17 protein-coding genes are annotated in these 14,856 nt (G+C 42.4%); 4 read left to right on the top strand and 13 right to left on the bottom strand.

Going from position 1 to position 14,856, the window contains the following annotated elements:
- Positions 1-279 precede the first annotated feature (279 nt).
- From istA to AC6I3O_RS10250, 4 genes are all read left to right on the top strand, one after another.
- Positions 280-1,842: an IS21 family transposase gene (istA, locus tag AC6I3O_RS10265; protein ID WP_497850770.1), complete on the top strand. Its 1,563-nt coding sequence runs from the start codon at positions 280-282 to the stop codon at positions 1,840-1,842.
- A 119-nt stretch (positions 1,843-1,961) separates the two neighbouring features.
- The gene (locus tag AC6I3O_RS10260; protein WP_497853444.1) at positions 1,962-2,606 is read left to right on the top strand and encodes an ATP-binding protein; all 645 of its coding nucleotides are present in this window, start codon (positions 1,962-1,964) and stop codon (positions 2,604-2,606) included.
- A gap of 110 nt (positions 2,607-2,716) precedes the next feature.
- Positions 2,717-2,989 (top strand): hypothetical protein, encoded by a 273-nt coding sequence (locus tag AC6I3O_RS10255; RefSeq protein ID WP_125128212.1) that lies wholly within the window; start codon positions 2,717-2,719, stop codon positions 2,987-2,989.
- 484 nt (positions 2,990-3,473) lie between these two features.
- Positions 3,474-3,935 (top strand): hypothetical protein, encoded by a 462-nt coding sequence (locus tag AC6I3O_RS10250; RefSeq protein WP_497850793.1) that lies wholly within the window; start codon positions 3,474-3,476, stop codon positions 3,933-3,935.
- A gap of 82 nt (positions 3,936-4,017) precedes the next feature.
- Here the strand turns inward: AC6I3O_RS10250 and AC6I3O_RS10245 are convergent, their stop codons facing one another.
- The 13 genes from AC6I3O_RS10245 to AC6I3O_RS10185 form a co-directional block, all read right to left on the bottom strand.
- Positions 4,018-4,143 (bottom strand): hypothetical protein, encoded by a 126-nt coding sequence (locus AC6I3O_RS10245; RefSeq protein ID WP_497850792.1) that lies wholly within the window; start codon positions 4,141-4,143, stop codon positions 4,018-4,020.
- Between the two features lie 41 nt (positions 4,144-4,184).
- Entirely contained in the window at positions 4,185-4,502 is a 318-nt protein-coding gene (locus AC6I3O_RS10240; RefSeq protein WP_497853446.1) for a TnpV protein, read from the bottom strand.
- A gap of 82 nt (positions 4,503-4,584) precedes the next feature.
- On the bottom strand, positions 4,585-6,978 hold the full coding sequence (locus tag AC6I3O_RS10235; RefSeq protein ID WP_497853445.1) for a relaxase/mobilization nuclease domain-containing protein: 2,394 nt from the start codon (positions 6,976-6,978) through the stop codon (positions 4,585-4,587).
- On the bottom strand, positions 6,936-7,220 hold the full coding sequence (locus AC6I3O_RS10230) for a hypothetical protein (protein WP_497850791.1): 285 nt from the start codon (positions 7,218-7,220) through the stop codon (positions 6,936-6,938). The genes AC6I3O_RS10235 and AC6I3O_RS10230 overlap by 43 nt, the downstream gene beginning before the upstream one ends.
- 1 nt (position 7,221) lies before the next feature.
- Complete coding sequence (locus AC6I3O_RS10225; protein ID WP_497850790.1) at positions 7,222-7,578, bottom strand: plasmid mobilization protein; 357 nt, start codon at positions 7,576-7,578, stop codon at positions 7,222-7,224.
- A 457-nt stretch (positions 7,579-8,035) separates the two neighbouring features.
- Positions 8,036-8,485: a DUF6194 family protein gene (locus AC6I3O_RS10220; RefSeq protein ID WP_497850789.1), complete on the bottom strand. Its 450-nt coding sequence runs from the start codon at positions 8,483-8,485 to the stop codon at positions 8,036-8,038.
- Between the two features lie 203 nt (positions 8,486-8,688).
- Complete coding sequence (locus tag AC6I3O_RS10215) at positions 8,689-9,114, bottom strand: sigma-70 RNA polymerase sigma factor region 4 domain-containing protein (RefSeq protein WP_497850788.1); 426 nt, start codon at positions 9,112-9,114, stop codon at positions 8,689-8,691.
- 311 nt (positions 9,115-9,425) lie between these two features.
- Positions 9,426-9,614: a cysteine-rich KTR domain-containing protein gene (locus AC6I3O_RS10210; RefSeq protein ID WP_497850787.1), complete on the bottom strand. Its 189-nt coding sequence runs from the start codon at positions 9,612-9,614 to the stop codon at positions 9,426-9,428.
- A gap of 27 nt (positions 9,615-9,641) precedes the next feature.
- Positions 9,642-11,831: an ABC transporter permease gene (locus tag AC6I3O_RS10205; RefSeq protein ID WP_497850786.1), complete on the bottom strand. Its 2,190-nt coding sequence runs from the start codon at positions 11,829-11,831 to the stop codon at positions 9,642-9,644.
- Positions 11,832-11,836: 5 nt separating this feature from the next.
- Positions 11,837-12,517, bottom strand: coding sequence for an ABC transporter ATP-binding protein (locus tag AC6I3O_RS10200; protein ID WP_497850785.1), 681 nt, complete (start codon positions 12,515-12,517; stop codon positions 11,837-11,839).
- 170 nt (positions 12,518-12,687) lie between these two features.
- Complete coding sequence (locus AC6I3O_RS10195) at positions 12,688-13,914, bottom strand: sensor histidine kinase (protein WP_497850784.1); 1,227 nt, start codon at positions 13,912-13,914, stop codon at positions 12,688-12,690.
- On the bottom strand, positions 13,911-14,582 hold the full coding sequence (locus tag AC6I3O_RS10190) for a response regulator transcription factor (protein WP_497850783.1): 672 nt from the start codon (positions 14,580-14,582) through the stop codon (positions 13,911-13,913). The genes AC6I3O_RS10195 and AC6I3O_RS10190 overlap by 4 nt, the downstream gene beginning before the upstream one ends.
- Positions 14,579-14,767 carry a helix-turn-helix domain-containing protein gene (locus AC6I3O_RS10185; protein ID WP_016320096.1) on the bottom strand — a complete coding sequence of 63 codons (189 nt, stop codon included), beginning with the start codon at positions 14,765-14,767 and terminating at the stop codon, positions 14,579-14,581. Before AC6I3O_RS10185 ends, AC6I3O_RS10190 begins: the two co-directional genes overlap by 4 nt.
- Positions 14,768-14,856: the final 89 nt, after the last annotated feature.

The following is a 14,856-nucleotide window of genomic DNA, read 5'->3' as shown; positions in this document are numbered from 1 at the left end:
CACCCTTACAGCCTCGTCACAAAATCCAGCGAAATCCACCCGTTCCGCTCCCTCTTATACGACTTCAAAAGCCCCCACTTCCCGGCTGATTATTCTAATGCTTGGGAGCCATCTATTTAAAGCTTGAGAGCCATCTGGATCCAGTGTATTTTAAAGCTTGGGAGCCACCACTATATATTGTGGTCATCCAAATATATTGCTTAAGATAAGATCCCTCTTTTAAGATGTGTTTATGAAAAGTACCCGTACTTTTCAAATACATTTTAAAGGAGGTTTTCTATGTTTAAGAAAACAAAAGTAAGACAGATCCTTGAACTTCTTCACAAGGATCTAAGTGCCAGAGAGATCTCTAAAACTTTGAAGGTCTCTCGTAATTCTGTTGCATTTGTGAAAGAATCTTATGACAAATGTGACAAAGACTGGGATGAAATATGTCTGATGAACGATGACGAGATCTATCACCTTTTTTATCCCCATACCTTCAGGCCAAGAAACAGATTTGCTCCAGTGGACTATTCGTATGTCCACAGTGAATTGAAAAAGGTCGGGGTTACAGAAATGCTGCTATGGGAGGAATACTGTGAAAAGGGTAATGCACAAGGGATTTCCCATTGCTGTTATGCTACATTCGCAAATGGCTATAAACGCTTTATAGCTGATAAAAATTATACCAGTCATATCGAACACAAACCGGGAGTAACTCTGGAGGTTGACTGGTCAGGTCCTACGATGAGCTACATGGATCCTGACAAACAGGAACAGCAAACGGCATATCTGTTTGTTGCGGCTTTTCCGTACAGCCAGTATACCTATGTAGAGGCTGTCGCTTCTATGAACCAATCAGACTGGCTGTCGTGCAATGTCCACATGCTGGAATTCTTTGGCGGGACACCTGTAAGGATTGTCTGTGACAACCTAAAAACAGGCGTGATCAAACACCCGAAACATGGAGAGGTCGTGCTGAATGATTCCTATTTATCTTTTGCAGAACACTACCAGGTTGCAATTATGCCGGCACAGGTAAAGAAACCCAAACAGAAAGCAAGTGTCGAAGGCGCGGTGGGAAAAATTGCAAGAAAGATCATCGGCATGCTCAGAAATGAAACTTTTCATTCTATAGAAGGGCTTAATTCGGCAATCAGAAAAGTGCTTGACAGGCTAAATGACAAACCCTTCCAAAAGAGAAACGGCAGTAGAAAAACAATTTATGAGCTGGAGGAAAAACCATATCTCAGAACCCTGCCAATGCTTCCCTTTGAGATCTGTGAGTGGTCATATAATCACAAAGTAGGCCCGAATTCCCATATATGGTTTCACAAGGGACAATACTCTGTTCCAAGCAGTTACATAAATAAATACGTTGATGTGCAGTATAACAGTTCTCTTGTTTGTATCTACGCCTCACATCAATTAGTAGCTGAGCATAAACGTATTCCCACAGGCATTCGGAATGCGAAAAGAACAGAGATGTCCCATCTTCCATATCCAATATACACTCCGGATACAATGGAATCAACGCTGAATAAAGCAGAAGCTATTGGCAACAGTACAAGAACCGTGATAGGCAGGTTGTATGACAATGCAAAAGTAAAAGAACAGGCTCTTGTAGATGCAAGAACCGTATTGGATATCGCTGGTGTATATGGGAAAGATATCCTTGAAACAGCTTGCAGCCTTGCACTTAAGGACTTTCATCTGATTACTTACAACACGCTTATGCCTTATGTGAAAAGAGCTGCAAAAAACAGAAAAAATGATCTTACAAAAAAGAACGTAAAAGATCATAAGCAGGGAATCGTAAGAGGTGCGGATTATTATAGAGAGGATGGTAAAAATTTATGAATACAGAGATCAAGAAACAATTATCAGTATTAGAACTCAGTGATTTAGTGGCTGTGATCGAGGCTCAGGAAAAAGAAGTATCTTTTGTTGACCTGACTTACAATGAGAGGCTTTAGCATCTGCTCTCAGCTCTAATAACAGAACGGCAGAACAGACTGATCACCAGGCTGACAAAGAATGCAGATTTAAAGTATCCCAATGCAAGCCTTGAAACTTTAGACTGTGATGCACGAGAGGTCAGTAGGGAGAAAATCGCAAATCTTGCAACCATGGGATTCGTAGGTGCTGCAACAAACCTGATCATTGCAGGCCCGACGGGTGCCGGGAAAACCTATCTTGCATGTGTCCTGGGTGTAGAAGCATGTAAACAGACTCTCCGGACGTGTTATATCAGAATGCCGGATATGCTGGGACATTTTCAGGCCCACAAAGATAACCTCAGAGAGCAGGTACGATACCGGAAGAAACTGGGAAACTATAAAGTGCTGATCATAGATGAATGGCTGAACTATAAGATCAATGAGAAAGAGTCAAAATTCATATATGAGTTGGTAGAACAGCGTTGTGGAAATAATCCGACGATCTTTGTCGGGCAATACGAGGTCTGTGACTGGCATGAACGGTTAGGCGGCGGAACCCAGGCCGATTCTATTATGGACCGGATCATACATAACTCTTATTCCATACCGACTACCGAAAATAACCTCAGAAAGCTGTACGATTCTCAAAAAGCCAGAAAACTTATGGAGTCCTTAAACTCATAAAAACGCAGATTTATTTTTGTATGTGGCAGACGATAAATCAACCGTTAGCAGGAAACACTGATGACTCTTTAGATGCCACAACATTTATTCCTTTTATCAGGAGGTTTTTAATGAAAATAAAGTTAGACGAACCGACCATTCCTAATGATATTCGACAAAAAATACGAAATCTACGAGTATTGCTTGATCTGGCAGACAATTTAAGGGATGAAATCCTGGCATGGTATACAGCCGAACTAAAATCTTATGATTTCAGAGCTGATGCACAGCAAGAATTATTTAATCCTGGAACAGGAACCACTGTTGAAGGGATATCAGAACTTGCCATCATGGAGGCACTTTCCGAGCTTCAGATTTTTAATGAAGTAAGAAAGAAAAAATGAGGTGAAATTTATTTGCCATTAATTTGAAGCTGTTATTTTAAGCTTTGTTCAAGTTTTATGCAAAAGATTGTCTCGGTGATTTCGATTAGCAGACAAAGAGAGGGCAGAGCCGGTCATCAAAGGTTCTGTCTTCTTTCGTTCAAAAAGAGAATATGCTGGAAAAATAAGATTTCGAGGAATTTCGTATCAGCATAGCTGGCCAAAGGTCTGCTTTGTTATTTCTTAATTTTATTCAGGAACATTCCAAAATTACTCTGGACAATCCATGATATTTTCAGTACAACTATATCTTGTATCTTATAGATGGCCCCCAAGCATTAAAATCAGGACGGATTTTGGGTGGCTCTCAAGCTTGAAATTGGTGGCTCCCAAGCATTAGAATAATCAATATGCGCATGTGCAAACATTGTAAGAAAGCCTTTGTCGCAAGCAGGAAAGTAGAAATGTAAATATCATAACCGATGCAGATGGTAAAAGGCTGGTCTTGATTAACGATATCCGTTTCAAGGGCAAACGTCAGATTGACTGGGATGATGTAAAGCAGTATCTTGAAGGATATGTCGGGGACTATTATGAGATTGAGGAAAATGCGGAACGTATTTATATCGGAAGTGAACTTCCTGAAGAATATACAGAATCAGAAAGCCGTAAAAGCCTTATGGGTGCAAATGCAAAAGCGAAGGCAAACGCCGCTACTGCGATACCAGAGCTGATACAGATAGCATCTAACCCGGCTTTTGAAGAAAACCGCAAGGAAAAACACAATAAAAACGCAAAATACGGCTGGTACAGGTATGATGTCCGTTTTGCCCTCCCGGTCTATGAGAAAAATGTGCTTGTAAGATACAATATCTTCTATGCCCGTCTTTTAATTAACCATGCTGAAAATGGCAGGAAATATCTGTATGACATTTTGGCAATAAAAAAAGAAACGAACAAGCCGTAGCAAGATGTACGGTGAAAACCCACTTCTTATTGTCAATAATAAGCTATTTTTTAATTCCTGTCAATCCCCAATTTTGATTTTTTCAGAATACCGCCATTGGCGTTTTTAATGCAATGGGGGAACTTTGTTCCCCCTTGACCACCCCATAGCATGAGGCGCAGAAGATGTCAAGACCGCCGCAGGCGAGGCGGAGCCGGTGTCTTGACATCTTCTGCGCCTCATGCTACAAAACTTAAAACCAAAACAACACTAAAGGGAATATATCAGATCGTGCAGCACAACTTCCTCCGCCCTGCTCCTGATGCTGTTCATTTTTTGGAGCCAACAGAGCCAGTCATCGGATTTAAGCTGCTCCGTTACGCCCTCTTTCTTTGCCATCTGCCTTACAAGCCTGTCCATCATCTCATTGCATTCCTCATCAATTTCCGCAAGATGCTTCCATAAAGTTTCCGATAAAAGCATATACGAATAAATGCCCCTGTGGTTTTCTTCTAAAAAACGCTTTCTCATCCGTCCATACTTCCCGATCTGATATTCTGTTGTATCCGAAAGTTTGAGATCGGGAATCAGATAGTCACCGCTTTACTTTACTTAAGGATAATCCTTCGGGGAACTGCCATAAATGGCATATTCCCCATAGTTCCTGTATTTAATCAATCTTCCCGACAAAACGGTAATAAATCTCAATGTCCCACACCTTTTTGCCATTCTCGTCTTTCCTCCACTGATGGACTGCGATTTTCTCAATCAGTTCATTCAAAAGAGGAGCGGTAAGCTCGTCAATGGCACTGCATTTCTGGATTAAGTCCACCCACCGTTTTGCGTCGTCCGTTTCCGCTTTGGCATCCTCAAGCCTTGCGGATACGGTCTTTATCGTTTCATCAAGCTGTTGCTGCTCCGTGCGGTATTTGACGGAGAGCATGGAATAGTTTTCTTCATCAAGAAGCCCTTTTACCCTGTCCTCGTACATCTTCGCAAAGAGGTTGTTTAATTCCTGCCTGCGTTTCTGCGCTTTTTTCAGCTCCTTTTCATCACGGGCATTCTCTGTTCTCCGCTGTTTCTTGCTGCTCTGCAACAGCCGTTCCAGAATGGCGTCCTCATTCTCCTTTACCGCCATCAGCCAGTACTGCAACCGTCCGAGAACAAAAGCATAGAGCAGATTGTAAGTGATGAAATGCAGGGAACACGCTTCTTTCCCATGTGCGGAATACTGCGTGCAGCGGTAATACCTCGACTTGTTCTTTGTGTTTGCCGCCGATAAGCTCCAACCGCACTCGCCGCATTTGAGCAGCCCTGCGAATATCTGCGGCTCATCGTCCTTTCGGCTGCGTTTGCGGGAATTGATATGCCCCTGCACTAAATCCCATGTTTCACGGTCAACTAACGGCTCATGGGTATTCTCAATCCGCATCCAGTCCTCTTTCGGTCGCCTGACGTTCTTCTTTGACTTGTAGGACAGTTTCTGTATCTGGTAGTGGACGGTATTGCCCAGATAGATTTCATTCTGGAGTATTTTGCTAACGGTAACGATGTTCCAGAGGTATTTCTTGCCCTCTGGCTGTCCCTCAAAAATATTCGCCTTGTAGCCGTTTTTCTGCGACGCCCACCATGCTGGTATCGGGATTTTCTCGGCGGCAAGGGTGCGGCAGATTTTGTTCGCCCCGTATCCGTGCGCCGCAAGTGCGAAAATCTTCTCCACAATCCACTTCGTTTCCTCGTCAACGACGAGCCTGTTCTTCTCGGCAGGGTTGATTTTATAGCCGATTGGCACGACAGGGGCGATGTATTCCCCATTCTTGAATTTCGCTTTCATCGCATTTTTCACCTTGCGGCTCGTTTCCTTTGCCTGCCATTCGTTGACGATGTTCTTGAACGGGGCGATGTCGTTGTCCTCCCTTATCGTGTCAACGCCGTCATGGATTGCGATGTACCTTACGCCCTTGCTTGGGAAATAAAGCTCCGTGTACTGCCCAGTGAGGATATAGTTCCTGCCAAGCCTTGACAAATCCTTTGTGACAACGCAGTTGATTTTCCCGTCCTCTATCTCAATCCCGTCTGCATATTTCAGACGCTTCCTAAGCTCCGTTATCCGCTCCGTCACGCCCTGCTCTTCGGCTCGGAGTGTTTCTTTTTCGGCTGGTGTGACACGGCGTACTTTATTCCGCAAGTGCTGTCGGTAGTCGATAAGTTTATTCATTTCGGTCTGGTTTTGCTCCCTGTCGGCGTGTAAGTCGGAGAGGGTGGAGATGTTATGCTTTGACATATACCTTACCTGTGCGGTGATTTCATCTAACTTCCGCAATTCTTCTTTCATCAGCGGGCTTGTCGGCTTGTAGTCCGTGCCTTTGGGGAATATCCCTAACTGATAGCACCAGTAGTAATATAACGCTAAGATTCCCGTGGTTTTCTGATGCGGTTTCCATGCGTTTTTATACTGTTCTGGCATATGGGGAGAGTAGGAAATCCTTGCTTTGTAGTTCCCGTATCGGGAAGTCCCGCCTAAACATGACCGTATGAAATCGGGTGTCAACCGCTCGTCAAGCGTGTCTAACCTTGTGAAATGCTTATATTGTGGCAGCTTCATTTTCCAATGGCTGCCCGAAAAATCAACCTCATATCCTTTATCGGTAAGGTATTTCATCATGTGCTGTAAATCCCTGCTCCCGTTGATTGCTTCCCTTAAATCCTCCCGATAGACGTTGTACCGTGTCGGCTTTCCGCTTTTTTCGTCCAGATAAAACGGTCTTGACGGGGCTTTCTTGGGGTTTTCAATCACTGATAAACCGTACTCTCGGCATAAGCGGTCGGACACTTCCCTCAACCTTTTCTGCTCGGATTTTGAGTAATTGTATTTGCTCCCATCCAGATAAGAAACGGAGTTGAAACAAAAATGGTTGTGGAGATGTCCTTTGTCAAGGTGGGTGGCAACGATTATCTGATATTTGTCGCCCCACATTTCCCTTGCTAATTTCAATCCGATTTCGTGGCATTGTTCGGGCGTTACCTCGTCTGGCTTGAAGCTCTGATAGCCGTGCCATGCGATATACCCGCCTGTCTTTGGTACTGTTTCTTCGTCAAAATCATCTGCTGTAATGCTGTTTCTTTCAGACAGTTGACTGCGGAAACATACTCGCCCTCATTTGTTTTTAACGGATTCTTCACATAGGAGAACACGTCAAAGAAGTCCTGCATTTCCCGATTCGGCACGGTCTTTTCTGGGTTTTCTATATAGTCAATCACGTCTTTTATGCTCCCTTTGACATGCCACAGGCTCGTTACCGCCATATCAGACCGCCCCCTGTCCCGTCAATTCTTCTACGCTAAACTGTTGTGGGAGAGTGGATTTCTGTTGCAGTTCTAAGATAAAATCCTCAATCTCCTTACAGATTTCAGCGGCGGTTGGATAGTAGGGAACACACTTTTTAAAGGCAGAATGTACCTCATAAAGTGTGTTCAGCAACGCCCAAAATTCTTTCTCTGGCTTCGGCTGCGGGGCGTTTCCCTTGCATAACTGGCGCATAAATTCGGCTGCGGACAAACCGCAAGCGACGGCGCACTGCTTTAATTTTTCATGTTCTTCCTCGTTCAATCGGACGGTAATCGGGACTTTCCGCATGTCCTTTTCTGGTTTTTCTCTGCTCATTTTCCTCAATCCTCCAGTCTTATTTTTCTTTCTTCGGGGTAAATAGGGGCTGTCCCCTGGGTGAAGTCCACACGCCTTTAGGCTGTGGATTGGATTGTGGCTGACACAATCCGATGCTCGCTATCTCTGTGGACAACGCCGCAGAGCATTTTTCCTGTGCAGCCGAAATTCTTAATGCCTGTCTTACCCGCCGAAAAGAAAATCCTATGTCCTTGCACCTCCGTTCTGGATTTGATTTTTCTTGACTTTTGGATAAATGAAAAGCCGCTACACGACACCACGAATGACAGGAGAGATTTCTCCTGCTCGGATTCGCAATGCTATGTAACGGCTTTGGGATTCAAAACCATGCTGCCATACACCAGCCGAAAAGGGCAGCATACTTTCGGCGGCGGTCAGCCTTGTCCGTTGGCTGACATTTCATTCTTCCATCTATGTTCTTATTTAATTTTCAAGATTACTTCCTGCGTTTCTTAAATTTCTCCTTTGCATACCCATAGGCTTCTTGGATATATGGTTTCAATTCCTCGAATGTCTGTTCAGAGGGGTTCAATGCACATATCCACGCCATCCATGCGTAGACGGGATGGGGAAGTATCTCATTCAATACAGTAAAGTCGTAATCCATATCTACAACGCCGCCCGCTGGTGGACGTTTTGGGACTGTTCCAAACAATTCCGTAAAAGTGCTTTTCCGTATTCCCAAATTCACACGGTAGACGTTCTCTCTGTTTAAATCAGAGCCTTTGTCATTATCGCCATCCTTTTCCTTAACTGTCAATATATAAACGCCACGCTTCAGTGCATGGTCTGGGTTATAGAAAATCCCTTTCTCGCCCCAACTCTCAACTAAGACTGTTCCCTCAAGATTTTGAAGGCAGTAATTCAATATTTTATCTGGTGTCATTCTGACAGCTCCATTTCTGTTTTACTTCTAATTCTCCTATGAGTGTTTTAGAATATCATAGCGGCTATATTTGTGTCAAGATTTTGGGTAAACTTTTTAGTATTCCCTGTGGACAGGAATTTTATTCATCAATTTTAGTAATTAGGCGGGGGATTTTTATCCCCCACCCAATAGCCCGTCAAAAAGCAGTCTTTATTAGCTGGTTATAAAATCTTCCGCAGCTTTTTCCGCAGATGGTCTAGCCTTGCATAGATAGCCCCTGTTGTCAATCCAACAAGCGGAGCATTTTCCTTTGTGGAATAACCCTGCATTTTCAGCAGGATGATTTGCAGGGTACGCCTGTCCACTGTAAGCAATGCCCGATACAGAGTTTCATCCTCAATTTCATCCAGTAAATCAGCAACAGTCTTTAGCTCGTTATTATGTTCCCTGTCTGCCATTCCCTCAAGGTATTCGCCAAAATCGCTTGTCCAATGGTAAAATCTCCTGTTGGAATTAAAGTCTGCCCTGTCGTCTGTGCGGATTTTTTCAATGGTGGTTTCGTCAACTCCATGTTCCCGCAATATTTTTTCCTCGGCTTCTTTCCAGATAAGCCATTTCCTGTTCTCCCGTCCGTTGTTGTATGCCATTCTTTTTTCCTCCAATCTGAAATTTTTGAAAATGCTAAAATTCAGATTGGAAAGGCGGCGAACGGCAACGAAGAACAACAAAAATACCCGACTGAACATAAGTCCAATCGGGCATAAGGATATAGGAGTTTTTAGTTCCTACAACATGATATTCTATTTCCATTTTGAGGGCAGGGATATTCTCTACTGCCCGACAAAAACGATATTAAATCCTCCTGTGATAGTTTTCTGCAAAGACATGAAACTAACATCTCCTAAAAATATTTCAAAATAAAACAGAGCCAATGAACAGTGGTAATCTTACCCTCCATTCATCGGCTCTGCGGCTGTGCGGCTGGCTCTTTGATGACTGTTAATCGTAAATCCTTTACTTCAATTAATGTTTCCTGTCTGCATTTTGGACAATAGAGGGGAAAGTTCATCAGAACTGTATCCTCTCTGATTCTGTTGCGGGTTTTGCTACCGCAAACAGGACGCAATACCCACTTTGTCTGTTTCATAATCAAACCTTTCCGAAACTTTATCCGCTAAATTAACGCATCGTTCCGCAATGTTTCATTCAAGTCACACTGCAAAAGACGCTTTCCGCCAATATAATAAGCAAGCGCAACAAACAATACTATCGCAGCCGCAAATATCAAAATAGGCAGAATCGGGGCTTCCGACCAAAATACCATCGGGTCTAAATAACTTGCTGTTACGGCGAATTGCACAAACAGTACGGTAAGCGGCAATGTAATCAAAAGCGGTTTCCCTGCAATCACAAACGCTTCAATAAAGAACATTTTCCTCATTTCCTGCGGCGTCAAGCCAACGGACATATATTGGACGAATTCCCGCTTCCTTTGACGGAGAAACCCTAATGTATTTGAAAAGACATTCGCAATTCCAATAATGGCAAGCAATACACAAAAAGCTCCCAAAATCATTACCATGCCTTGGCTTAAACTGTCATTAGACAATCTTTCCTGTACTCGGTTTTCACTTTCAATTTCATACTTTACCGATACAAGCTGCACGACTTCCTGTTCCAAAGTGTTTAAATCCGTAAGATTTGAGGTTCCGTTTGAAAAAATACGGATATAACTGTCGGATTCCGCTTCACATATCTCTCCCAAAGTTTTATTCCACATAGAAAGCGGGATAAAATGTACAAGGGCATAATTATCATATTCTTCCCTCAATGCGGGAGATTTCTGTGTATAGGATAAAACAGGAATTTCTACGGTTTTATCATTTTTATAAAGTATTGTTTTCTGGTTATCCTCCCTTACAAATGGAACATATTCTTTGTAGCGGAAATTGCTGTTTCTGCTATCCCAAATCTGATTTAATACGATTGCGCCGTCAAGGCTTGGCGTAATCCCAATCTGTGAACAGAAGTTTAAAAAGCCCCTGTCATCCAAAACAACAATCGGTGCAGATACTTGAAACTGCCCATTTTCATTCGGCGTTCCCGAAACTGATTCAAGCCCGCCAAGCGATGACAGTTCATCGCTCTGTAATCCCTCTGGCAGAAACGTCATTGCTTCCGCCTTTTGATATACTGTGGCATCTTTTATCCCCGAAATATCCTGCAAATCATCTGTTAAGCCGAAATCCGATATTTTCGTGTCCTTTAAGGTTATCATAATATCCCATACATCCTGATACCGTTCAAAATAAGTATATCTGGTACTGATATCTGCAAGGGTAGTAAAGCAAATCATAATAGAAAAGCCCAGAAAAGACAGCAATAATGATAATGTGGATATCCGTAAATGTTTCTTTTGGGCTTTTAATGCGTTCCCTGCAAGTTCCCCTTTCATGCCAAAAATGCAAGATAAAAACCGGGAGTGTTTCTTTTTCTTTAACAATAAACCGCTTGTATTTCTGATTGCTTCAAGCGGCGTCATCCTGCTCAGTTTCCTTGCGGGAATCCACGCAGAAAAAATTACGGTTAAGAACGAAATGAAAACCGTAGCCGCAAATATAGACGGATGATACTGAAAAACAGCTTCGTGGCGTCCAGATACATCCGAAGCAAAAAAATTGACCGCTTTTATAACACCATAGCTTATTAAAATCCCCGATATACTTCCGATTAGCATTGGCAGTATGCTTAAAGCCATCGCTTCCTGCAACAGACAGGTTCTAATCTGCCTTGGTGTAGCCCCGATACTCGAAAATATACCAAATTGATGGATTCTGGCATTCATGGATAATTCAAAAGAGCCTCGGATAATTAAGATTAACGATACTGCCACAATAATCAGTATCACAACATACAGTGTCAAAAGCATTGGCGGCGTTGCATCCTCTGGGTCGTGTATAAAATAGCGGGACAGGAGCAATGAGTTGTAATGGATGGAATCTTTATTTAGCTCAAGCTGTGCTGCAATTAGTGGCATATCAGAATAAATCGTTCTGGCATTCTTAAAATAAACATCCGCCACTACTTTCCCTTTTTGGGATAATTCTTCGTTAACGACAGCTTTTTCTACATTCGCAAATTGACATATCATAGATAAATCATCAGAACTTAATGATTCACAAACAATGCGCCCCTGCCAGTCGCCCTCCTCCAATATGATTTGTTCCACATCATACGTCCAAAAATTGTAAGCTATGCTGCATAACAGCGACAAAAACATGGTAGCAACAAGAGCAGCCGCCATAATTGAAATGCTGGATGCACGGTTATTTTTAATATAGCTTTTGGAGTAGTCCTTCCACATGCCGCTCACCTCCGCTTCTGGTCGCTGACAATTTGTCCGTCTTCGATGGTCACAATTCGGTCAGCTTCCAATGCAATTTTTTCGTCATGAGTAATAAGGAGTATCGTCTGTTTTAAATTTCGGTTTGACAGCTTTAAGAGGTCAATTATTTCCTTGGAATTTTTTTGGTCAAGGTTTCCCGTCGGCTCATCAGCAAAAAGGATGGCAGGGCGGTAAATCAAAGACCTTGCGATTGCGACACGCTGCTGCTGTCCCCCAGATAGCTGGCTCGGCAGGCTTTCCAGTTTATCCTCTATCCCCAATGTCTTTACAATCATTTTAAAGTAATCCAAATCTGGCTTTCTTTTGTCAAGCAGCATAGGCATAAGGATATTTTTCTCTGCTGTAAGAGTGGGAATCAGATTATAAAACTGGTAAACCAATCCAACCTTTCTTCTTCTGAAAATTGCGGCATCCGTAGCATTTAGCCCGCCAAGGTCAACACCGTCTATTGTTACAGTACCTTTTGTCGGCTTGTCTACGCTGCCCAAAATATGCAGGAGCGTTGATTTTCCAGAGCCAGATGCCCCAATAATTGCGACAAATTCGCCTTTTTCAATAGATAGGCTGATTCCATTTAAAGCAGTAACCTGATTACCGCCTTTCCCAAATACTTTTTCAATACCGTTACATCTTAGTATTTCCATGTTGTCAAATCCTCCTGTTTGTTATTTCCTTATTACTGGCGTGTCCCTCACGCCATAAAGGTATACCCTTGCATTTGAGATTTCTCAAAGTATTTTTATTATAACAAATGAAAGTGACATCTCAGTGACTACGCTCCAAACATACCATATTTTATGTGCTTCGCATTACTTTAACGAATATAAAAACGAACCTCAAAACAAGCCCCGCCATTCGGAAGGTTGAATGCACGGATAATTCCGTTCTGCATTTCTATGATTGCTTTTGAAAAGGAAAGTCCTATCCCGATTCCAGTATTTTTTGCGTTTTCACCACGATAGAACCTCTCAAACAGGTGGGGTAAATCCTCTTTTGCAAATCCCTCCCCCTCGTCCCATATCCGTATCTGCACATAAAGCGGATTTTTTTCATAGGAACAATGGACAGCAGTGCCTGTCCCTGTTGCTTCCATGCAGTTTTTCATTAAATTCATGACCGCTTCCATCGTCCAGTTTAAATCCACATTGATATTCATCTCGCCCATTTCTGGAACTTCAATCAGAACGCCCTTTTGCATGAACAGTTCATATAAATTGTCCGATGCCAGAGAAAGGATTGTAAAAACATCTGTTGGTTTCCTGTCAAGTGCAAGCGTTCCCGCATCAATGCGGGACAACAGCAATAACGCTTCTTCTAAGTGCATGAGCCTGTTTATCTGCCGCCCTATATCCTTGATATTGGCGTGCATTTTACACGCCATAGAGGTATGCTCTTGTGGCGTTTCTGCGGTATGTATATCGTCCAAATGTTCTTTCGCCATCTGGACAGTTAAGGAAATAGACGTAATCGGCGTTTTAAGCTGATGGGCGATATTAGAAAGATTTTCTGCAAAATTGTTTCGTGCTGTTAGGGCTTCTTCCCTTGTCTGGTAAAGTTCCGTTACCGTCTTATATATTTCATCTTGCAGTTTTGAAAATTCATCATCTGAAGATTCCAAAACCAATCCTTGAACTCCTGTATTTATTTTTTCCAAATATCCCGTCAAAGTTTGGATACGGGCATATGATTTCCTATGCCAATAACAGAAAGTGAAAAGGAATAATATGCCGCCCACAAAAAAAGCTAAAACGGCAATCCAAAGGGCTGTCGTGTCCGTAATCCCTAAATTCGATGGATAATAACCAAAGTTTGATAATATATTTTCGCCTGTCACATGGAAGTTGTGTGTTTTCAATAATTCCAAAACAGCCTGTCGGGAATCTGGATTATTTTCAATCATACTTTCACAAAATCCTCCCAATATATGAAAACACACATGGCGATAGTAAAGGGTAAGAAGGTATGTAGTCATTGCCGCTACAATAAGACTGACCGACAACACAAACAGAACCATTATTTTTATATTTGATTTTTTGCTCATATCTCATCCTCCATACGGTAGCCAAAGCTCCGTATTGTTTTTAAGCAGGACGGATGATGGAGCTTTTCTCTAAGCCGTTTCATTGCCACGGTCAACGTGTTGTCATTGACATAATTCCCATTATTATCCCAGATTTGAGTCAGCAGCCGTTCTCTTGTGACGGTTTTTCCCTTATTTTCAATCAAAAGCTGCAATAGTTGGTATTCTGCTTGGCTGACAGTAATTTCTTCTTCGCCACAAAATACTGCCGTTTTGTTTTTGTCAATTGAAATAGAACCGCAGGAAAGATACTGGTTCTGCACATTTCCTGACCTGCGTAGCAATGCGTAAATGCGGGAATACAGAACTTCTAATTCAAAAGGTTTTGTCACATAATCATCTGCCCCATATCTAAAACCAGAAATAATATCACAAGTGTCATCTCGGACAGTCAGAAAAATGACTGGCAATTCTTTCCAACTTGAGCGTATCCATCTGCAAAAGCTATTTCCCTCGCCGTCTGGCATATTCCAGTCAATCAGCGCAAGGCTTGGAATATGGTGTTCCAATGCCTTCTTTCCGCTTTCCAATGTTCCAAATATAGAAACAGCATACCCTTTTGGGCTTAGATATGCTTTTACAGCCGTTGCAATATTTTCATCATCTTCAATATAATAGATTTCTATCATTTTTCCATCTCCTTGTAATTTTTCCGACGCATATCCGCTGGCTTTTCTGTGTCCCGTGGGATAAGCCATACACGGGTTAGGTGGATAACGCCCTCAATACGGTTTGCCTTGCATAATTTCTGGACTTGCCGTTCGGATATCCCCCATAATTTTGCGGTTTCCTGCACTGTCATGTAATCGAACATAAGATACCTCCCAAAATCAACTAAAAGTATTCTTTATTATAGTCGGTTAAGCGAACTAAAGCAAGCCTATAAAAATTTCATATCCACAT

This window comes from Sporofaciens sp. St.21A7 (assembly GCF_059728535.1).
Note: the sequence above shows the minus strand (reverse complement) of the source record. Positions and strands in the feature narration are given on the sequence as shown.

Coding starts and splice junctions, on each gene's coding strand:
- AC6I3O_RS10215 (WP_497850788.1), bottom strand. CDS start 9,114: ATGGCATACAACAACGGACGGGAGAACAGGAAATGGCTTATCTGGAAA.
- AC6I3O_RS10195 (WP_497850784.1), bottom strand. CDS start 13,914: ATGAGCAAAAAATCAAATATAAAAATAATGGTTCTGTTTGTGTTGTCG.
- AC6I3O_RS10190 (WP_497850783.1), bottom strand. CDS start 14,582: ATGATAGAAATCTATTATATTGAAGATGATGAAAATATTGCAACGGCT.
- istA (WP_497850770.1), top strand. CDS start 280: ATGTTTAAGAAAACAAAAGTAAGACAGATCCTTGAACTTCTTCACAAG.
- AC6I3O_RS10205 (WP_497850786.1), bottom strand. CDS start 11,831: ATGTGGAAGGACTACTCCAAAAGCTATATTAAAAATAACCGTGCATCC.
- AC6I3O_RS10230 (WP_497850791.1), bottom strand. CDS start 7,220: ATGGCGGTAACGAGCCTGTGGCATGTCAAAGGGAGCATAAAAGACGTG.
- AC6I3O_RS10220 (WP_497850789.1), bottom strand. CDS start 8,485: ATGACACCAGATAAAATATTGAATTACTGCCTTCAAAATCTTGAGGGA.
- AC6I3O_RS10225 (WP_497850790.1), bottom strand. CDS start 7,578: ATGAGCAGAGAAAAACCAGAAAAGGACATGCGGAAAGTCCCGATTACC.
- AC6I3O_RS10185 (WP_016320096.1), bottom strand. CDS start 14,767: ATGTTCGATTACATGACAGTGCAGGAAACCGCAAAATTATGGGGGATA.
- AC6I3O_RS10200 (WP_497850785.1), bottom strand. CDS start 12,517: ATGGAAATACTAAGATGTAACGGTATTGAAAAAGTATTTGGGAAAGGC.
- AC6I3O_RS10255 (WP_125128212.1), top strand. CDS start 2,717: ATGAAAATAAAGTTAGACGAACCGACCATTCCTAATGATATTCGACAA.
- AC6I3O_RS10245 (WP_497850792.1), bottom strand. CDS start 4,143: ATGTCAAGACACCGGCTCCGCCTCGCCTGCGGCGGTCTTGACATCTTC.
- AC6I3O_RS10210 (WP_497850787.1), bottom strand. CDS start 9,614: ATGAAACAGACAAAGTGGGTATTGCGTCCTGTTTGCGGTAGCAAAACC.